This window comes from Lactobacillus johnsonii, from assembly GCF_013487865.1.
Classification (GTDB): Bacteria; Bacillota; Bacilli; order Lactobacillales; family Lactobacillaceae; genus Lactobacillus; species Lactobacillus johnsonii_A.
On the sequence record NZ_CP047409.1, the window covers coordinates 718,666 to 738,415 of the forward strand.

Consider the following 19,750-nt stretch of genomic DNA (forward strand, 5'->3'; position numbering starts at 1 on the left):
TTGCAGGCTGGACGTCCCTAAGGAACGTTCAGTCTTTTTTTATCTACTCAGGAGGATCCAAGCCTATGTCTTCAGATCAAGAGTTATTAACTTTACTTAATAATCGAATTAGTAAAACTACTAAATTGATTAAAGAAAAGCAGGCAGATGCGTTAGTCATTTTTAATCAAGCTAATTATCGCTTTTTAACCAATTTTTCTGGTGAAGAAGCTGAACTTATTTTAACTGCAAATGGAGATCGCATTTTATTATCTGATTCACGTTTCAAAGATCAAATTCGCCATCAGGCACCTGGCGAAATGAAGGTAGTTATGCAAACTATGGACGTGATAAAAGAAATTGCCGGCCAACTAAAGCAGCTAGATGTTAAAACTGTTCTAGTTGAAGGAGAATTTATTTCTGCAACTCAATTTGAGGCTCTTAAGCAGGCTTGTCCTGATCTTAATTTTATTTTAAATGCTGAATTAGTAGAAACAGTTCGTAACATAAAAGATGAGCTAGAATTAGAAACTTTGCAAAAGGCAATTGATATTTCAGCTCAAAGTTTTAAAGAAATTTTGCCTTTAATTGAGCCGGGTGTTAGTGAGCGTGCTATTGGAGCAAAATTAGATTATTTGTTCAAAATGAATGGTGGAGATGGCCCTTCGTTTGAGACAATAATTGCTTCCGGATACCGCGGTAGTTGGGCCCATGGTGTTGCGAGTGATAAAAAGATTCAAAAAGGTGAATTAATTGTAATTGACTTTGGAAGTTTTTATCATGGTTATACCGCAGATATTACTAGAACAGTTGCTTTAGGCCAAGTAGAGCCTGAACTAGAAAAAATATATTATATTGTACTAGAAGCACAAAAACGGGGAATTGCAGCTGCAATTGCTGGAAATACTGGTAAAGATATCGATCAAGCTGGTAGAAACTACATTAAAGAGCAAGGATATGGAGAGTACTTTGGTCACGGTATTGGTCATGGAATTGGCTTAGAAGTGCATGAACTCTGTACGCCAGCAATGCCATATAGTAAAGAAGTTATGAAAAATAATATGGCAATCACGGTTGAGCCAGGAATTTATTTGCCAGACCGTGGCGGTGTTAGAATTGAAGATGATGTTTTAATTAAAGATAATCATCCATATGTGATGTCACAGTTGCCAAAAGATGAACTTTTAATCTTATAATTTTGTGTAATTATGCGGTTAATGTTGCGAAACAATAGATAAGATTGGTAATATAAATAAGTGTAGAAATGAGGTAATTTTACTATGACAATGATCTCAGTTAATGAATTTAAAAATGGATTAACTATTGAATATAACAATGATTTATGGCGTATTGTTGAATTCCAACACGTTAAGCCAGGTAAAGGTAGTGCCTTTGTTCGTTCAAAACTTAAGAGTTTAAGAACTGGTGCAGTTCAAGAATATACTTTCCGTTCAACTGCTAAAGTAAATACTGCTGATATTCAAACTAAGGCAATGCAATACTTATACAATGATGGTACAAGTTTTGTATTTATGGATACTAATACTTATGAACAACTTGAAATTCCAGAAGCTCAAGTTGAAAGAGAATCTAAGTTCTTGAAAGAAAACATGGTAGTTAACGTTATTACTCATGAAGGTGAGACTTTGGGTGTTGATTTACCAAATACAGTTGATCTTGAAGTTGCAGAAACTGAACCTAATATTAAGGGTGATACATCTTCCGGTGGTGGTAAGCCAGCAACTATGGAAACTGGCTTAGTAGTTAACGTACCATTCTTTATTAATCAAGGTGATGTATTAACTATTAATACTGCTGATGGTACTTACGTTTCTCGTGCTAATAAATAGTTTTTGAGGTAAAAAATATGGCTGATAATTCAACGATTCTTTTATCAAGCAATGACAAAGGCGATGAAACCCGAGTTGACCTTGGTGTTTTAGAGGTTATTCTAGGAATTGCTGCCAGAAAAGTCGATGGCGTCAGCGAAATGCGTGGGACGCTAAAAACTGGCATCGATACTCTTTTTGGTCGTTCTAACCAAGGTAAAGGTGTTTCCCTAAGTGTTGAAGACGATAAGTTAACTGCTGATGTTTATACTTATCTTGACTACGGTGTAAATGTGCCAAAAGTATGCGTCCAACTGCAAAAAAATCTAACTTTGCAATTGAAGCAAATGACAGATTTAGATTTAACTCAAATTAATGTTCATGTAGTTGGCTTGGTTTCAGAAACAGACGAAACTGAAGTAAAGGCTGACACAGAAGCACTTTTCCCAGATGATAAAGAGGACGAGGCTAAAGACTAAATGACACAGCATGAGATGAGAAGAATTGCTATGCAAGCAATTTATTTGGCTAACCAAGGTAAATTAACTGATGCAGAGGAAGTTTGTCAAAAAGCTTTAAAGGCTTTGGAATTGAAAGATTTCCCAGACTATTCTACAGAATTAGTTAATGGTGTTTTAGCAAATAAAGAAGCACTTGATGAGCAATTAAGTAAATATTTAAAAAAGGGTTGGCGTCTTAATAGAATTAACGAAATTGACTTGGCAATCCTTGAAGTAGCTCTTTATGAAATGCAAAAGAGCAAAGTAATTGATCCGGTAGCTGCTTTAAATGAAGCGTTAAATTTATGTGATGAATTTAGCTCTAAGGAATCTAAAAAGTTTATTAATGGTCTCTTGGCCAATTTCATTAAGAAAGACTAACTAATGAGTCGGCTCGTTGAGCCGACTTTTTTTATGAGGTGATTAAGTGAAAAAATTACTAGAAGGAAAAACTCCTGCAAATGAAATTAAAGAGAACTTGATAGAAGAAATAAAAAAATTAAAAAGTGACGGAATAAATCCAACTTTATGCGTAATAGAAGTTGGAGATGATCCGGCAAGCAAAATTTATTTGCGAGTTAAAAGAAACTTAGCTAAAAAAGTAGGAATTAAGGAAATAGGACTGCATTTTCCCGCTAATACTTCTCAAGCTGAACTTCTAGAAAAAATTGAAGACCTTAATCAAGATCCAAGTATTAATGGAATAATGGTGCAATTGCCCGTTCCTCCTCAAATTGATCCAAGGGCTATTTTTGAAACAATTGCTCCAGAAAAAGATGCGGATGGATTTTCACCTCTTAACTTAGGGCGTCTCTGGGAAGGACAGAGTGATATAATCCCAGCAACAGTTCGCAGTATTTTAACCTTAATTGACTATTATGGAATTGAGATGGCCGGTAAAAATACAGTAATTATTGGTCGTAGCGTAATTGTAGGAAAGCCCTTAGCTGCAGTTTTAGTTGAACGGGATGCAACTGTTACGATTGCCCATTCAAAAACAAAAAATTTATCAGAGCTAACTAAAAATGCTGATGTGATTATTTCGGATGTGGGTAAAGCACATTTAGTAACTGAGGATATGGTAAAAGAGGGAGCAGTTATAATCGATGTTGGGATGAACCGTGAGAATGGTAAATTAATGGGAGATGTCGACTTCGATATGGTTGCTCCGAAAGCTAAAGCAATTACACCGGTACCCGGAGGAGTAGGTCCCTTAACAGTTGCCAGTTTAATGAAACAAGCCGTAATTTTGACGAGGAAACAACATGGTAGATAATAAAGTTTATCTTTCTGTTAGTGATTTAAATTTTTATATTTCACAAAAGTTTAAAAATGATCCCTATTTACATAAAGTGTTTTTACAGGGAGAATTGTCTAACTTTAGATTTAGAATGAATTCCCACCAGTATTTTTCATTAAAAGATGAAAAATCAAAAATTAATGTAGTGATGTTTCGCTCATTTTTTGAAAAATTAAAATTTAAGCCTGAAGAGGGAATGAAGGTTTATGTTAGTGGATATGTAGATGTTTATGGACCACAGGGATCTTACCAATTTTATGCTCAGACTATGGAGCCAGCAGGTTTAGGAGCTCTTTATGAACAGTTAAGACAATTGCAAGAGAAGCTTGCAAAGGAGGGATTATTTAATGAAGAACATAAAAAGAAGATCCCCCTATTTCCAGATCGTATTGCAGTTGTAACTAGTGCTTCAGGAGCGGTAATTCATGATATTATGGTTACTGCTAATCGCCGTTTTCCTCATGCTGAGATTGATTTGTATCCCGCTAAAGTTCAAGGAGATGAAGCAGCAGATACAATTGTGGCTGCTTTACAGCAAATTCAAGCTCAAGGCGATAAATATGATGTTGTAATCATTGGGCGTGGCGGTGGATCACTAGAAGATTTATGGCCATTTAATGAAGAAAAAGTTGTGCGGCAGATTTATGCGATGCAGATGCCAGTGATCAGTTCAGTAGGACATGAAACTGATACAACTTTAGCTGATTTAGTGGCCGATGCTAGAGCAGCTACTCCAACTGCTGCAGCAGAATATGCAACTCCTAATTTAGTTGATGTACTAACGCAAATTGTTCAATTACGAGCAAGACTTTATGCTGCCGTTCAGGCCAATATTCATACAAAGCATCAAATTTTAGATCGGTTAAAGAACGCACCAGTTTTACAAGAGCCAACTAGAATTTATGATCAACAAATTCAACAAGTTGATATGCTCATCCATCGTCTTAATCAGGCAATGGACAATCGACTACAGCACGATGGATCTACATTACGTTTACTTCAAGAGCGTCTTAAGGCACTCAGTCCTAGCCGAAAATTAGAGCAACTTGAGCGTGAACGAAATTTTGTAGTATCGAATTTATTTTCAACGATGAATAACTATCTTAAAGATCAAAGAAATAGATTAAATCGAGCTATGCAACAATTAGATGATATTAGTCCGTTGAAAACAATTAGTCGAGGATACGTTTATACAACTGATCAAAAAGGAAATACAGTTACTTCAGTTGACCAGCTAAAAATTGATGAGAAGTTAAAGTTACATTTTAAAGATGGTCAAGTGCAAGTAAATGTAGAAAATATTCGGAGAGAAAAAAATGGCAATCAAGAAAAATAATTTTGAAGAACAGTTAAATGAATTACAAGAAATAGTTAATAAGCTTGAAAGTGGTAATGTTCCTCTTGAAGATGCTTTAAGTGAATTTCAAGCAGGAGTTAAATTAAGCCGAGAATTAGAGAAAAAGCTAAATGATGCAGAACAAACTGTGGCCAAGTTAGTAGATAAAGATGGGAACGAAAAGGCTTTAGATCCCCAAAATGCGTCTGCTCCTGAGGAAGAATAAATGAAGTTAAAAGATTTTCAAGAAAAATATACACCTCAAATTGACAATTTCTTAAAAGAACATCTGGTTACTGAAATTGATACTCCAACTTTTAGTAAAATTATGTCTTATTCAGTAATGGCGGGAGGTAAGCGACTACGTCCTTTGCTTTTCTTAGCAACTCTTGAGACACTAAATCATAAAATTGAAGAGCCAGAATTAAGAATTGCATGTGGAATTGAATTAATTCATACTTATTCTCTAATTCATGATGATTTACCCGCGATGGATAATGATGATTATCGTCGCGGAAAACTTACTTCTCATAAAAAATGGGGAGAAGCAGAAGCTATATTAGCTGGAGATGGGTTGCTTCCGTTGGGAATTCAATGGATCACCGAGGGGAGTAATTCAGCTGCGTTAGCAATTATTATTTCTCAGGCTGTAGGACCAAATGGGATGGTAGGTGGTCAATATCTTGATATTGTTACAACTAATAATGATTCAGCTAAAGAAAATGCAAAGATGATTGATCAGATAGAGTGGTTGAAAACAGGCTGCCTAATTGAAGCAAGTGTTAGAATGGCTGCAATTTATGCTGGTGCAACTGATTCTGAGCTTAATAGATTAGACAACTTCAGCAAGCGTTTTGGAAGATCTTATCAAATCTATGATGATTTGGTAGATGTAGTAGAGACAGCAACTGAAGCGGGAAAAGCTACTCATAAGGATGCAACAGAAGGTAAAAATAATACTTTAACTTTGCTTGGGATTGAAGCTAGTCGTAAACAACTTATAGAAATGATTGAATCAGGAAGAAAAGCTATAGAAGTTTTTGAACAACCTTTATTAGGTGAATTTTTTAATTTGTATCAGAAGGTATTATAGTAAATGTCTAAAAAGCGTGCAGATGTATTGTTGTTTGAACAAGGTCTTTTTAATTCTCGTAGTCAAGCTCAAAGAGCTATTATGGCTGGATTAGTTAATGACCATAATCATCAAAGAATTGATAAAAGTGGAGAAAAATTTCCTGAAGATGAAGTTTTTCATATAAAAGATGATGGTAAAAAATATGTTTCCCGTGGAGGATTCAAATTAGAAAAAGCCCTGCAAGTATTTAATATTGATTTGAAAGGGAAAATTTGCCTTGATATTGGAGCATCCACTGGTGGTTTTACCGATGTTGCCTTACAAAATGGGGCTAAGTTAGTCTATGCCTTAGATGTAGGATATAATCAACTGGCTTGGAAGTTACGAGATAATCCTCAAGTTGTAGTAATGGAAAAACAGAATTTTCGCTACAGTAAGCCAGTCGACTTCACTGATGGATTGCCTGATTTTGCAATGACAGATGTTTCCTTTATCTCATTAGATTTAATTATGCCGCCAATGTATGAAATTTTAAAAGATAAATGCGATGCAGTGTGTTTAATTAAGCCACAATTTGAAGCAGGTCCTGAGAATGTAGGTAAGCATGGGATTGTTCATGATCATGAAGTTCATGCAAATGTTATTAACCATACCATGAAAGTTGCTCAAAAAATAGGGTTTAATATTTTGGGAGTAGACTATTCACCAATTAAAGGTGGTAAAGGAAATATTGAATTTCTTATTCATTTAGGAAAAGACATAGCAAATCCAGGTCAAGACTTATGGAAAGGTAATCCTTCCGATGTAGTTCAACGTGCAGTTAATGGCCTTTAGGTGAGATAAAATGTTAGTTGAATTAGATATTAAAAATTTTGCAATCATTAAAACTTTAAAAGTTCGCTTTCAAGAAAAAATGACTGTTCTCATTGGAGAAACTGGTGCTGGTAAATCAATTATTATTGATGCTGTCTCTCTACTCTTAGGAAGTCGTGCGCAAAGTGAAATGATTCGCTCGGGTGAAGAGAAGGCGGTCATCACTGGTTTATTTGTGTTAAGCGAACAAAAGGATCTTATTGAAGATTTATGTGAAAAATATGGTCTGCCTTTTGAAGATGATCAGCTAATAATTAGCCGAGAATTAACACATAAGGGAAGAAATGTAGTTAGAATTAATGGGCAGCTGACTACAATCAATGTTTTACGTGAAATTGGACGAAATTTAGTTGATATTCATGGTCAAAATGATCAACAAATTTTAATGGATCAAGATCGACAAATAGATTTGATTGATAATTATGCAGAGCCTGAATTTAAGAAAGAATTGCACAGCTATAAAGTTGACTTTGAAAAATGGCGTCATCTTACTTCTCAACTCCGTAAGTTAAGAGAAGATGCTCAAGAAATTGCTCAAAAACAGGATATTTTGGAATTTCAAAATAATGAACTAGAAAGTGCTGATTTGAACGATCCAAATGAAGATGAGAAGCTAGAAGAAGAATTTAATGAGCTCAATAATTATCAAAAAATTGCAGATACAGCTAATTATTTTATGCAATTATACGATGATGATGAACATGGACTAGCTACTTTACTTGGGGATGCACAAAATGCTGCTGAAGATTTGAGTAATTATGGTAAAAAATTTGAAAATTTTGCTACCAGCCTTAATGATGGTATTTATTCTTTAAATGATGCTCGTAGTGAACTATCTACTTTAATGGATCAAATGGACTTTGACGAAGAGCGATATCAATATGTTTCTAGTCGATTAGATACATTGAATACTTTGAAGAAAAAATACGGCCCAACTTTAGACGATGTTTTTAAATTTGCACAAAAGGTTAAAAGTGAACTAAATAAGTTTGAAACTGGAGATTTAGACGAGGGAAAAATCCAAAAAGAACTCGCAATCATTGAAAAAAGCCTTAGTCAAAAAGCCCAAAATTTACATGAACAGAGAGAAAAGATTGCTCGCGATCTTGAAGAAAAAATAAAAAAAGAATTAGCTGATCTGTATATGGAAAAAGCACGCTTTTCTATTAGAATTAATGAGACTAATTCATTTACAAAACTTGGAACTGATGAAGTTATCTTTATGATTGCACCTAATCCTGGTGAAGCTTTGATGCCATTAGTCAAAATAGTATCTGGCGGTGAACAATCACGTTTAATTTTGGCATTAAAAGCAATCTTTAGTCGTGTAGAACCAGTTGGAACCATGATTTTTGATGAAATTGATACTGGAGTTTCAGGCAGAGTTTCAGCAGCAATTGGTAAAAAGATGCATGCAATTGGTCAAGAAAAACAAGTTATTACAATTACTCACTCCCCACAGGTGGCTGCTGCTGGAGATCAACGTTATTCAGTTGTAAAGCAAGTTAAAGATGGAGCTACTTATACTCAAGTCGGTCCGCTTACGCAAGAAGAAGCAATTACTGCAATTGCTCAGATGATGGCAGGCTCTGATGTAACGGATGCTGCTAAGAGAAATGCAGCTGATTTAATGGAAAGTTTTAAAGAATAAAATAAAAAGGACTTCTCAGTTTTGAAGTGCCTCATAATTGTTAGACATAAAATCTAATAATTATGAGGTATTTTTTTATGACCAAATATTCGACTGAATTAAAAATTGAAATTGTTTCCAAATATTTAAATCATGAAGATTCAATAAAAGGTTTAGCTAAACAATATAATATTCATTGGACTCTTATTCGTAGGTGGGTTGATAAGGCTAAGTGTCAAGGTTTAGCTGCCTTATCTGTTAAACATACTAAAACTACTTATTCTTCTGACTTTAGGCTAAATGTGGTACGCTACTACTTAACACATTCTATTGGAGTTTCAAAGGTAGCGGCTAAGTTTAATATTAGTGATTCTCAAGTATACAATTGGGCTAAAAAGTTCAATGAAGAAGGATACGCTAACAGAAAGGTCGGCCTAGGAAAGTGCCTAAAAAGAGTAAGAAGACAACTAAAAAGTTAGAACTTAGTGAAAAGCAAAAGTATGAAGAAAAAATTCTTAAGCAGGAAGCTGAATTAGAAAGACTTAGAGTGGAAAATCTTGTCTTAAAAAAAGTGGCTGCCCGATATCCACGTTATCCAACAAACAAAAAACACAATTAATACAGGATATTCGGGCAAAACACCATCAAATTAAACTTAAGGTCTTATTTAAGGTGCTTAAATTAAATAGAAAGACTTACTATGACAATGTAAAAAATAGAATTAATCAAGCTGATAAGTATGCTTTAGTAAAAGAGAAGATTCAAGAAATCTATTATGGCTATGAAGGACAAGAAACATATGGTTATCGTCCTATGTGGGGAGCGTTAAGAGATGAAGGATTTAAATTTTCTCTAGAAACAGTACGTAAGTTAATGAGAAGTTTAGGAATAAAAACAACAATTTATCATAAAAATACTGGTAAATATAGTTCGTATAAGGGTAATGTAGGAAAGAAAGCACCAAACATCCTAAATCAAACTTTTGATGAAACTATCCCCTATAAAGTTCTTCATACCGATGTAACCGAATATAAACTAACTAACGGCAAGAAAGTTTATATTTCTCCTGTAGTAGATGAAGCTTCTTTGGAGATTCTAGCTTGTGCAGTAAGTTACTCTCCTGAAATGAAAACTATTTATAATATGCTAGATGAACTAGCAGATAATCTTCCACCAGGAGCTGCTCCTATCCTTCATTCAGATCAAGGCTTTCAATATCAGAATCCAGGCTATCAGGCTCGACTAAAGAAAATGAATATAATCCAAAGCATGTCCCGAAAAGGAAATTGTCATGATAATGCACCAGGAGAAACGATATTTAATCTAATGAAGAGAGAAAAACTGAATCGACTTAAGATTGGAAGTTTAGAAGAGATGAAGGAAATTCTGAAAGATTATATTTATTGGTTTAACAATGTTAGAAGATCAAACAAATTAAAATACACGACTCCTGTAAAATACAGAAATCGTGTATTATCAAATCTTTAAAATTTTATAAATGTCTAACTTTTCTATGGCACTTCATTTAAAGTAAAAATTACATTTGTACTGAAAAGTCCTTTATTTTTATGCCGTCTCTACGTTAAAAATTTCGTTTAAATCGACTATTCTAATTATGTTGCTATCATAGCTATCTAATACAAAACGCCCAGCAGAAGTTCTTTTAATTAGCTGACCAATCTCAGTGCATCCATTTTGATAGGTCAGTAATATATATTCTTTATGAAAAAGTGCATGCTCTAAAATTCTAATAATTTTACTTGGGTCTTGTGCAAAAGTAGTAAGCTTATTAATATTATAATTAAAGAAGTAATTATAAATTTGTTTACTATAATTATTAAGCGACTTTAATAAATTCATATCTCATTCCTCTATACATCCCGAACTTGTGTTTGCACTATGTATTATACGAACAAATGTTTTTGATTGCAAGTGGAATTTATATCTCTTTGCGAAACTCTTGAAATTCCTCGTTTTTTAGTGCAATATATTCTTGTTACTATATTTTTAGGAGCGAAAATGGCACATCAAGGTTTATTATTAGTTTTATCTGGTCCTTCTGGCGTTGGTAAGGGGACCGTTAAAAGTGCAATGGTGAAGCAAAAAGCTTTTTCATTTGAATATTCTGTTTCAATGACTACTCGTAAGCCTCGTCCAGGCGAAGTTAATGGGAAGGATTATTATTTTGTTTCAGAGGACCGTTTCCAAGAAGCAATTAAAGGTAACGAGCTTTTGGAATATAATGAATATGTAGGCAACCATTATGGTACTCCACTTGCACCAGTGCAAAAGATGCTCAATGAAGGTAAAGATGTTTTACTTGAAATTGATGTCAATGGAGCAAAACAGGTTCGCAAGTTAATGCCAGATGGCGTCTTTATCTTTTTGACACCACCAGATTTGCATGAATTAAAACATCGAATTGTTAATCGCGGGACTGATTCTGACAAGGTAATTGCCATGAGAATGAAACAGGCACGTAAAGAGATTTTAATGATGGAAGATTATGATTATGCTGTAGTTAACGATACTGTTGCTAATGCGGTGGATCATATTAAGTCTATTGTTGAAGCTGAACACGTGCGTGTACCGCGAGTAATTAACGATTATAGAAATATGGTTAAGGAGGATTAACAGATGAAAATTACATACCCATCTATTGATAAATTGCTGTCTCGAGTAAATTCTCGTTATTCTCTTTCAGTGTTAGCTGCTAAAAGAGCTCATGAGATTCAAGCAGGCGCTCCATTAGCTTTAAAACACTATAAGTCTGATAAAGCAGTGGGCGAAGCGCTTGAAGAAATTGCTGCTGGTAAAGTTACAATTGATCCTGAGCATCGTGAAGATATTGGCTAGAATCTTTTCCTTCATTGTTAATCAATGAAGGTTTTTTAGTAGGTGATAAGATAAATGATTGCGCAAGTTATTGTAGATGTAGCTGCCAAACAAACTGATCGAGTGTTTGAATATCATATTCCAAAGGAATTAACTGATGTAGCTGTTGGATCAAGAGTGGTTGTTCCTTTTGGTCGACGAAAAGTGCAGGGATTTGTAGTCGGAATCAGTGAAACAACTTCTTATACAGGAAAATTAAAAGATTTACTTGTTGTAATTGATGAATTGCCACCACTTACGCCAGAATTAATTGCTCTTTCTAAAACTTTAGCTGATAAAATTTTTTCATATCGAATTACAATTCTTCAATCAATGTTACCACGCGTAATGAAGGCGAATTATCGTAAAATTCTAGTTCCCCTTACAGATGAAATTAAAGAAAATACTCTTTTTAAAGGTGAACCGCTTGATTTAAATGAAGTTTCTGATCTTGAGACAATTATAAAAATTAAAAAGCTCATAAAAAATAATCAAGCTAAGATTGAATACTTAGTTGAAAATAAAGCTAAGAAGAAACAGGTGACTGCCTATCTTTTGACTAAAACAAGAACAGAATATCAGGATATTTTAGGAGGAATAAGAACAACAGCAAAAAACCAGCGAGCATTGCTTAATAATATCGTTGAAAAATATAACGAATATCCAAAATTGGGTTCAACTATTGAGTCTGAATTAGGAATCTCAAGTTCTACATTACGAGCAGCCGAAAAAAAGGGATGGCTGTTAAAAAAAGAGCAGGAGATTTATCGAAATCCATTGAAAGATTTTGAATCTAATGCTAGTAAGCATTCGGTTAGATTAAATTCAGAACAGTTAGACGCCTTAAATTCAATTGGGACTAGTATTGAAGAAAAAGAGGCTAAGACTTTTCTTCTTGAGGGAATTACTGGGAGTGGTAAAACTGAGGTATACCTTCATGCTATCAGTACGACTCTTGAACAGAATCGAAATGCATTGATGCTTGTACCTGAGATTTCCTTAACTCCTCAAATGGTTAAACAAGTGAAAGAGCGTTTTGGAGATAATGTTGCTGTTTTACATAGTGGTTTATCTGAAGGTGAGAAATATGATGAATGGCGACGAATTAGACGGGGAGAAGCTCAAGTTGTAGTAGGAGCTAGAAGTGCAATTTTTGCCCCTTTAAAAAATATTGGTTTAATAGTAATTGATGAAGAACATGAGTCTTCCTATAAACAAAATGATACTCCTCGCTACCATGCACGTGATGTGGCTTTATTGAGAAGTAAGTTTCACAATTGTCCAGTTGTTTTAGGAAGTGCAACGCCTTCTTTATCAAGCCGGGCGCGGGCTCAAAAAGGAAGATATGAATTATTACGTTTGACTAAACGTGCTAATCAAAGGTCGCTACCTAAAGTGGATCTAATAGACCTAAAAACTGTTGAATTTGCTGGTGGACAGTTTGATTTATCAATTCCATTAGTAGATGCAATTAAAGAAAAAATAGCTAAAAAAGAACAAGTTATTTTGCTTCTTAATCGTCGTGGTTTTGCTAGTTTTATGCTTTGTCGCAATTGCGGCTTTGTTTTAAAATGCCCAAATTGTGATATCTCGTTAACTCTGCATAAAGATACTGGACAGATGCAATGTCATTATTGTGGCCATAAGGAGCCAATTCCAAGAAAATGTCCACATTGTCAGAGTGAAAAAATAAGATTTTTAGGTACGGGGACGCAAAAAGTTCAAGAAGAACTTGAAACTTTACTTCCTGACGCTAAAATCTTAAGAATGGACGTTGATACTACTAGGCGTAAGGGAAGCTATAAGAAAATTCTTGATAGTTTTGGTAATCATCAAGCCGATATTCTATTAGGAACACAAATGATTGCTAAAGGACTAGATTTTCCAAATGTTACTTTAGTGGGAGTGATTAACGCTGATACAGCATTATCTCTTCCAGATTTTAATTCTTCAGAAAAAACATTTGATTTACTGACTCAAGTAGCTGGAAGAGCTGGAAGAGCTGAAAAAACGGGTAGGGTTATGATCCAAACTTATAATCCGGAAAATTATGCAATAAAATTAGCTCAAAATCAGGATTATGAGGGATTTTATCAAAAAGAAATGCAGGTTAGATTTCAGGGAAACTATCCGCCATTTTTTTATACTACCCTAATTACTGTTACATCAAAAAATGAACAGTCAGCTGCTAAAGAGGCATTTGTAATAAAAAGAAAATTAATGCGAGAGTTGCATGCTCCAACTATTATTTTGGGTCCAACGCCAAGTAGTGTAGCTAAAATTAAAAATCAATATTATTACCAAATCTTGGTAAAATATAAGTATGAGCCTAAGTTGCATGAGTTGCTTCATCAAATTCAAGATGATGCACAATTAGCACAAAAACGTGGTTTGAATATATATATTGATAATGAACCAGAGAGAATAATGTAAGTTAGAAAGAAGTGGAATCTATGTCATCAGTTATTTTTTTAGGAACTCCAAATTTTGGTAGTGTAGTTCTACAGGGATTAATTGATCAAGGATATGAAATTAAAGCAGTTGTTACTCAACCAGATAAGCGCGTTGGGCGCAAACAAGTAGTGCATCAATCTGCTGTTAAGGAAACAGCATTGAAGCATAATCTTCCAGTTTATCAACCTGCTAAATTGTCAGGATCAGAAGAACTGGCAGAATTAATGAAAATTGAACCAGATTTTATTATTACGGCTGCCTACGGACAGTTTCTGCCAACTAAGTTTTTAAAATCAGCTAAAATAGCGCCAGTTAATGTTCATGGTTCTCTACTTCCTAAGTATCGTGGTGGTGCACCAATTCAATATTCTGTTTTAAATGGGGATAAAGAGACTGGTGTTACCATTATGGAGATGGTGAAAAAAATGGATGCAGGGGATATTTTTGCCCAAAAAGCTTTGCCAATTACAGATGAAGATACAAGTGGCACTTTATTTGATAAGTTAAGTATTTTGGGAAGAGATCTTCTTTTAGAAACTTTACCTAAGTTTATCGATGGAACAGTTACTCGGACTGCTCAGGATGAGGATAAGGTTGTCTTTTCACCTAACATCTCTAAAGACCAAGAAAAGATAAACCTATCAATGACTGCTAAAGAAGCTAATAATCTAATTCGTGCCCTTAATCCTGATCCAGGTGCTTACTTTATGCTTGATGGGAAGAGATTCAAAGTTTGGAAAGCAAAGCCATTGACTGAAAAGACTAATTTTCCAGCTGGAACTTTAGTTTCTAATAAAAAGAAATTCGTAATTAGTATGGCTGATGGTAGTCAATTAGAATTACTTGAAGTTCAGCCAACTGGTAAGAAGAAAATGAATATTAAAGATTATCTCAATGGTCAAGGTAGTCATTTTACAAGTGGAGATAAGATAATTGATGAGTAATGCAAGAACGGTTGCTTTAGAAACTTTGATCAAAGTTTTTAATCAAAAAAGCTATTCTAATATTGCTTTAAACAATGAACTAATAAAACATGATTTAAAGCCAGCTGATAAGGCCTTAGCTACTAGAATTGTATATGGTACAATTCAATATAAAATATTTTTAGAGTATCAATTAAAACCGTTAATTAAAACAAAACTACGCGATAGTTTTTTAAAGCCGCTTCTTTTAATGTCTGCCTACCAGTATTTTTTCTTAGAGAAAGTACCAGCGAACGCGATTTTTGATGAGGCAAACAAGCTTGCTAAAAAATATAGTAAGAGAAATAGTGGCAGCTATAAGCTGGTTAACGGAATTTTGCGTGCTTTAGAGCGTCAAGGTAAAATTTTGCCACCAACCAATGATTTAGTTGAATATTTAAGTATTAAAGAAAGTTTTCCTAAATGGTTAGTAGAATATTTATTAGATCATTTTGGTGAAAATAAAACAAAAGAAATTTTAGTACGAAGTAATCAACCTGCTGCTAATTCAATTAGAATGACTACAGAAGAGTCAGACTTTGAAGAAATCAAAGAAGAATTAAAAAAAGATACTTTTAATTTTGAAGAATCTAGTCTAACTCGTCATAATCTAAATCTTAATAAAGGTGGAGTAGCACAAACAGCACTGTTTAAAAATGGAAAAATTACTATTCAGGATGCTGCTGCTTCACTTGCTGTAGATGCGTTTAACTTTAAGGGTAATGAACAGGTATTAGATGCATGTAGTGCTCCTGGTGGTAAGACGGTTCAAATTGCTGAAAACTTAACAACAGGTAGTGTAATTGCTTTAGATATTCATGAGAATAAACTAAAGCTTGTAAGGAATGCGGCTGAGCGTCTTCATGTTAGTGATAAAGTAAAGACAAAGGCTTTAGATGCACGAAAGGCTAAAGAATATTTTAATCAAGGACAATTTGATAAAATTTTAGTAGATGCACCTTGCGCGGGCTTGGGTTTGATTAAACGAAAGCCGGAGATTAGATATGAAAAATCATTAAATGATATTAAAAATTTAGCAAAAATTCAGTTGGCTATTTTGGAGAGCGTGAGCGGACTTTTAGCTAATGGGGGAGAACTGGTTTATTCAACTTGTACTATCAGTTATGAAGAAGATGAAGGCGTAGTTAAGCAATTTCTAAAATTGCATCCCGATTTTGAGTTGATACCAGTTCAAGTAGGAAAGCTTCCTAAGCAAGAAATGGTACGTATTTTTCCAAGTAGTGACGGCAGTGACGGATTTTTTATTGCAAAATTAAAAAAACGAGGGTAAATAATTTTGATTAAAACAGCATTTGCTTCAAGTATTGGTAGAGTCCGAGAAACTAATCAGGACTTTGTAAAGGTATTTAAAAATCAAAATAATATTATTATGGGGATCGTTTGTGACGGTATGGGTGGCCATCAAGGAGGAGATGTTGCCTCAACGATGGCAGTTAGTCATCTGGGCCATAATTTTGAAAAGACAGATTTTACTGATCCTGACTTAGCTCAAAAATGGTTAACTGTACAATTAAGATTAGAAAATGAAACTATCTTGAATACAGCTGATCGTTTTTCAGATCTAAATGGAATGGGCACCACAATAGTTTTAGCAATTGCCTTTACAGAAAAAATTCTAATTGCTCATTTAGGTGATTCACGTTGTTATCTATATGGGGGGAATGAATTTAAGCAAATTACTGAAGACCATTCTTTAGTTCATGAGCTAGTTAAGATGGGTCAAATTACTGAGCAACAAGCTCGAAATCATCCTCAAAAAAATATTATTACTGAAACTTTAGGAGTCTCAAGTACTGTAAACCCAGAATTTGATATTCTTGAAGTTCATGCTGGTGATATTTTTATGCTTTGTACTGATGGATTAACAAATTCGTTAACTGATCCTCAAATTCAACAAATCCTTGCCACTAAAAATTTAAGTTTAAAAGAGCGTTGTAATAAACTTATTAATGAAGCTAATCGTTTAGGTGGTGGAGATAATATTACTGTTTGCTTGCTTGCCTATGTAGAAAAGGATGGTGACAAATAGCAATGGAGAAAGGCCATTTGCTTGGTGGTCGCTATAAGATTATCTCTGTTTTAGGCGAAGGCGGGATGGCTAATGTTTATTTAGCTGAAGATATTATTCTGCAAAGAAAAGTTGCAGTTAAAGTTTTGCGACTAGATTTGCAAAAGGATCCTCAAACTATTCAACGTTTCCAAAGAGAGGCACTTTCTACTAGTGAATTAAGTCATCCGCATATTGTTTCGATTCTTGATGTAGGAACAGACGGAAATTGTCATTATTTAGTAATGGATTATGTGGATGGATCTGATTTGGAAGAATATATCCAACATAATAATCCAATTCCTTTGCCTAAAGTAATTGATATCATGGATCAAATATTAAGTGCCGTTGCATTGGCGCATAAGCACAATGTGATCCATCGCGACTTAAAACCACAAAACATTTTAATGGATAAAAAAGGCAATATTAAAATTGTGGATTTTGGTATTGCAATTGCTTTAAATCAAAGTACGATGACGCAAACCAATACTGCAATGGGATCAGTGCATTATATGTCACCTGAACAAGCCCGAGGCAGTATGGCAACAAAACAATCGGATATCTATTCTTTAGGAATAATTCTTTACAAATTATTGACTGGTACAGTTCCTTTTACTGGAGAAAATGCTGTTGCAGTTGCTCTAAAGCATTTCCAAGAAAAAACACCATCTTTAAGAGATAAAAATCCTAACGTTCCCCAAGCTTTAGAAAATGTTGTTTTTAAAGCTACAGCAAAAGATCCACGAGATCGGTATAAATCCGCTTTAGAAATGAAAGCGGACTTGGATACGTGTCTTGATCCAAAACGTAAGGATGAGCCGATTTTTAAGCCCGAGCATGATCCGTCTACTGATGAAACTATTGTTGTTCCTCCTCTTGAAGGAAGCGTTCATAATAAAGACCATGAAGTGCAAGCAAAGGAAGAACCTAAAGAAGAAAAAAAGAGTCTGTTTAAAAATCTTAAGGGTCATACATGGTGGTGGCTAGGAGCTATAATTGCATTTTGTGTAATTATGGTAATTCTATTCTTTGCTCTTGGTAGAAAAGATATGGTAGATATTCCTAATCTTAATAGGATGAGTCAAACCCAAGCCAAGAAGTCTCTCCAATCATCTAATTTAAAAATTGGAAAGATTACCTATGAATATTCTGACAGTGTTCCAAAAGGAGAAGTAATTAGAACAGACCCTCCGATTGGATCTCAGATAAAAGATGGAGAAAAAGTTAACTTAGTTTTATCTCGAGGTAGTCATCTTGTTGAAATGCCAAATGTAATTGGAGAGTCTTATTCTCTTGCACGGAAACAGCTGGTTAAACTGGGCTTTACTGTTACTAAAACTGAAGAATACTCTCCTAGTCCTAAAAACCAGGTTAATGCTCAAGATATTGAACCAGGTCAGGAAGTAAATCCTAATAAATCAACAGTGACTTTGTTGGTTTCGAAGGGGCCTAGTTCGGCGAGTAGTACCCGATCTAGACGAAATACAATAAAATTAAGAGATATCGTGGGATATTCATTGAAAGGTGCCCGAGATTATGCACGGGAACATCATTTATCACTTAAAGTTGAAGAAGAAGACTCAGATGGTAAAAATGATGGTACAGTTTTACGTCAATCCCCAGAATCAGATACTGACATGAATCTTGGGGATACGTTAACGATAGTAGTAGCAAAAGCTAAGAAAAACAATTCTACTGATACTTCAAGCAGTTCAACTACTACCACTACTGTTACAAAATCTTATACTATTAATTATCCAGGAAGTGCTGATCAAAGCGGATCAGAAAAAACGCCAGATCATATTCAGGTATATGTTTCTGATGATGGACATTCAATTAATAATATTTACAAAGACATGAACATTACTTCTGAACAAACTTTTACCATTCCGTTTAAGTTAAGCAAAAAAAATGGGCATATAAAAATATTGCGAAATGGTGAAACGATTTTAGATGAGGACGTTAATAAATAATGAAAAAAGCAGAAGGAACGATTGTTAGTGCTATCTCAGGCTACTATGATGTCGAAATTGATAATAAAGTAGTTAGAACGAGAGCACGAGGAGTTTTTAGAGATCGTAAACAAAAGCCACTGGTAGGAGATAGAGTAGTAGTTCAACTAGATGATCAGGGAATGAACTATTTAATTGAAATATTGCCACGCATTAATGAAATTGGGCGGCCAGCGGTGGCAAATGTGTCTAGAGTATTGTTAGTAATTTCCGCTGTTGAGCCCGACTTTTCACTTGAATTATTAGATAGATATTTAACATTTTTTGCTTGGAAAAATGTTGGCGTAGTCATTTATTTGTCAAAATCGGATATTACTTCTTCTGAAAGATTAAAAGATATTCAAACTGAGTTAGAATACTACCAAAGAATTGGGTATCCTGTTTTTGAAGATGCAGAAAAACTGGAAAATGAGCTTCCAAAAATGATCGATAAAGATCAGATTTGGACCTTAGCTGGGCAATCAGGTGCTGGCAAGTCAACATTATTGAATAAGCTGGAGAGTGAAGCAAAGCAGGCAACAGGAGCAATTTCAACTGCTTTAAATCGTGGAAAACATACCACAAGACAAGTAACACTATTTAAATACGGCTCTGGCTTTATTGCTGATACTCCTGGTTTTTCAGCTATTGATCTCTTTAAGATCAAAGTTGATGATCTAAGAAATTACTTTTATGATTTAAAAGAAGCAAGTGCAAACTGCAAATTTAGAGGTTGTCAACATATTAAAGAGCCTGGTTGTGAGGTTAAAAAACTTGTAGAAGAGGGTAAAATAGCGCGCAGTCGTTATGAATCTTATTTAAAAATTAGACAAGAAATTTCTGACAATAGAATGCCAGAGTATTTAAAGAAATAGGTGA

19 protein-coding genes and 1 pseudogene are annotated in these 19,750 nt (G+C 34.4%); 19 read left to right on the top strand and 1 reads right to left on the bottom strand.

Annotated elements, in window-relative coordinates; translation table 11 throughout:
* The first annotated feature begins 65 nt into the window (after positions 1–65).
* The 11 genes and pseudogenes from GTO82_RS03440 (at position 66) to GTO82_RS03490 (ending at position 10,010) form a co-directional block, all read left to right on the top strand.
* Entirely contained in the window at positions 66–1,175 is a 1,110-nt protein-coding gene (locus GTO82_RS03440; RefSeq protein ID WP_180873759.1) for an aminopeptidase P family protein, read from the top strand.
* A gap of 84 nt (positions 1,176–1,259) precedes the next feature.
* Complete coding sequence (gene efp, locus GTO82_RS03445; protein ID WP_004895368.1) at positions 1,260–1,829, top strand: elongation factor P; 570 nt, start codon at positions 1,260–1,262, stop codon at positions 1,827–1,829.
* 17 nt (positions 1,830–1,846) lie between these two features.
* Positions 1,847–2,287 carry an Asp23/Gls24 family envelope stress response protein gene (locus GTO82_RS03450; protein ID WP_180873761.1) on the top strand — a complete coding sequence of 147 codons (441 nt, stop codon included), beginning with the start codon at positions 1,847–1,849 and terminating at the stop codon, positions 2,285–2,287.
* Complete coding sequence (gene nusB / locus GTO82_RS03455; protein WP_180873763.1) at positions 2,288–2,689, top strand: transcription antitermination factor NusB; 402 nt, start codon at positions 2,288–2,290, stop codon at positions 2,687–2,689.
* A 46-nt stretch (positions 2,690–2,735) separates the two neighbouring features.
* Positions 2,736–3,584, top strand: coding sequence for a bifunctional methylenetetrahydrofolate dehydrogenase/methenyltetrahydrofolate cyclohydrolase (locus tag GTO82_RS03460; protein WP_180873764.1), 849 nt, complete (start codon positions 2,736–2,738; stop codon positions 3,582–3,584).
* Entirely contained in the window at positions 3,574–4,944 is a 1,371-nt protein-coding gene (xseA, locus tag GTO82_RS03465; RefSeq protein WP_135014136.1) for an exodeoxyribonuclease VII large subunit, read from the top strand. Before GTO82_RS03460 ends, xseA begins: the two co-directional genes overlap by 11 nt.
* Entirely contained in the window at positions 4,925–5,170 is a 246-nt protein-coding gene (locus tag GTO82_RS03470) for an exodeoxyribonuclease VII small subunit (RefSeq protein WP_004897067.1), read from the top strand. Before xseA ends, GTO82_RS03470 begins: the two co-directional genes overlap by 20 nt.
* A complete protein-coding gene (locus tag GTO82_RS03475) occupies positions 5,171–6,037 on the top strand; it encodes a polyprenyl synthetase family protein (protein ID WP_180873766.1) in 867 nt (288 codons plus the stop codon).
* 3 nt (positions 6,038–6,040) lie between these two features.
* Positions 6,041–6,853: a TlyA family RNA methyltransferase gene (locus GTO82_RS03480; protein ID WP_180873767.1), complete on the top strand. Its 813-nt coding sequence runs from the start codon at positions 6,041–6,043 to the stop codon at positions 6,851–6,853.
* 10 nt (positions 6,854–6,863) lie between these two features.
* Positions 6,864–8,543, top strand: coding sequence for a DNA repair protein RecN (gene recN / locus GTO82_RS03485; protein ID WP_014567293.1), 1,680 nt, complete (start codon positions 6,864–6,866; stop codon positions 8,541–8,543).
* 77 nt (positions 8,544–8,620) lie between these two features.
* Positions 8,621–10,010 (top strand): annotated as a pseudogene (locus GTO82_RS03490) (IS3-like element IS1223 family transposase).
* Positions 10,011–10,088: 78 nt separating this feature from the next.
* On the opposite strand, the gene GTO82_RS03495 reads toward GTO82_RS03490, so the two are convergent.
* Positions 10,089–10,382 carry a hypothetical protein gene (locus GTO82_RS03495; protein ID WP_061400424.1) on the bottom strand — a complete coding sequence of 98 codons (294 nt, stop codon included), beginning with the start codon at positions 10,380–10,382 and terminating at the stop codon, positions 10,089–10,091.
* Positions 10,383–10,541: 159 nt separating this feature from the next.
* On the opposite strand from GTO82_RS03495, the gene gmk reads away from it, so the two are divergent.
* Genes gmk through rsgA form a run of 8 tightly spaced genes read left to right on the top strand, consistent with a single transcriptional unit; the run spans position 10,542 to position 19,746 of the window.
* Entirely contained in the window at positions 10,542–11,156 is a 615-nt protein-coding gene (gmk, locus tag GTO82_RS03500) for a guanylate kinase (RefSeq protein WP_004897071.1), read from the top strand.
* A 3-nt stretch (positions 11,157–11,159) separates the two neighbouring features.
* Positions 11,160–11,378: a DNA-directed RNA polymerase subunit omega gene (gene rpoZ, locus GTO82_RS03505; RefSeq protein ID WP_004897072.1), complete on the top strand. Its 219-nt coding sequence runs from the start codon at positions 11,160–11,162 to the stop codon at positions 11,376–11,378.
* 54 nt (positions 11,379–11,432) lie between these two features.
* On the top strand, positions 11,433–13,829 hold the full coding sequence (gene priA, locus GTO82_RS03510; RefSeq protein ID WP_180873769.1) for a primosomal protein N': 2,397 nt from the start codon (positions 11,433–11,435) through the stop codon (positions 13,827–13,829).
* Between the two features lie 20 nt (positions 13,830–13,849).
* Entirely contained in the window at positions 13,850–14,794 is a 945-nt protein-coding gene (gene fmt, locus GTO82_RS03515; RefSeq protein ID WP_180873770.1) for a methionyl-tRNA formyltransferase, read from the top strand.
* Entirely contained in the window at positions 14,787–16,103 is a 1,317-nt protein-coding gene (rsmB, locus tag GTO82_RS03520) for a 16S rRNA (cytosine(967)-C(5))-methyltransferase RsmB (protein ID WP_180873772.1), read from the top strand. Before fmt ends, rsmB begins: the two co-directional genes overlap by 8 nt.
* Positions 16,104–16,109: 6 nt before the next feature.
* Complete coding sequence (locus GTO82_RS03525; protein ID WP_135014141.1) at positions 16,110–16,862, top strand: Stp1/IreP family PP2C-type Ser/Thr phosphatase; 753 nt, start codon at positions 16,110–16,112, stop codon at positions 16,860–16,862.
* Between the two features lie 2 nt (positions 16,863–16,864).
* Positions 16,865–18,853, top strand: a complete 1,989-nt coding sequence (pknB, locus tag GTO82_RS03530; protein WP_180873774.1) for a Stk1 family PASTA domain-containing Ser/Thr kinase — start codon at positions 16,865–16,867, stop codon at positions 18,851–18,853.
* Positions 18,853–19,746: a ribosome small subunit-dependent GTPase A gene (rsgA, locus tag GTO82_RS03535; RefSeq protein WP_180873776.1), complete on the top strand. Its 894-nt coding sequence runs from the start codon at positions 18,853–18,855 to the stop codon at positions 19,744–19,746. The genes pknB and rsgA overlap by 1 nt, the downstream gene beginning before the upstream one ends.
* The last annotated feature ends 4 nt before the right edge of the window (positions 19,747–19,750 follow it).

Coding starts and splice junctions, on each gene's coding strand:
- xseA (WP_135014136.1), top strand. CDS start 3,574: ATGGTAGATAATAAAGTTTATCTTTCTGTTAGTGATTTAAATTTTTAT.
- fmt (WP_180873770.1), top strand. CDS start 13,850: ATGTCATCAGTTATTTTTTTAGGAACTCCAAATTTTGGTAGTGTAGTT.
- GTO82_RS03440 (WP_180873759.1), top strand. CDS start 66: ATGTCTTCAGATCAAGAGTTATTAACTTTACTTAATAATCGAATTAGT.
- GTO82_RS03475 (WP_180873766.1), top strand. CDS start 5,171: ATGAAGTTAAAAGATTTTCAAGAAAAATATACACCTCAAATTGACAAT.
- rsgA (WP_180873776.1), top strand. CDS start 18,853: ATGAAAAAAGCAGAAGGAACGATTGTTAGTGCTATCTCAGGCTACTAT.
- recN (WP_014567293.1), top strand. CDS start 6,864: ATGTTAGTTGAATTAGATATTAAAAATTTTGCAATCATTAAAACTTTA.
- efp (WP_004895368.1), top strand. CDS start 1,260: ATGACAATGATCTCAGTTAATGAATTTAAAAATGGATTAACTATTGAA.
- priA (WP_180873769.1), top strand. CDS start 11,433: ATGATTGCGCAAGTTATTGTAGATGTAGCTGCCAAACAAACTGATCGA.
- nusB (WP_180873763.1), top strand. CDS start 2,288: ATGACACAGCATGAGATGAGAAGAATTGCTATGCAAGCAATTTATTTG.
- gmk (WP_004897071.1), top strand. CDS start 10,542: ATGGCACATCAAGGTTTATTATTAGTTTTATCTGGTCCTTCTGGCGTT.
- GTO82_RS03480 (WP_180873767.1), top strand. CDS start 6,041: ATGTCTAAAAAGCGTGCAGATGTATTGTTGTTTGAACAAGGTCTTTTT.
- GTO82_RS03495 (WP_061400424.1), bottom strand. CDS start 10,382: ATGAATTTATTAAAGTCGCTTAATAATTATAGTAAACAAATTTATAAT.
- rsmB (WP_180873772.1), top strand. CDS start 14,787: ATGAGTAATGCAAGAACGGTTGCTTTAGAAACTTTGATCAAAGTTTTT.
- GTO82_RS03450 (WP_180873761.1), top strand. CDS start 1,847: ATGGCTGATAATTCAACGATTCTTTTATCAAGCAATGACAAAGGCGAT.
- pknB (WP_180873774.1), top strand. CDS start 16,865: ATGGAGAAAGGCCATTTGCTTGGTGGTCGCTATAAGATTATCTCTGTT.
- rpoZ (WP_004897072.1), top strand. CDS start 11,160: ATGAAAATTACATACCCATCTATTGATAAATTGCTGTCTCGAGTAAAT.
- GTO82_RS03470 (WP_004897067.1), top strand. CDS start 4,925: ATGGCAATCAAGAAAAATAATTTTGAAGAACAGTTAAATGAATTACAA.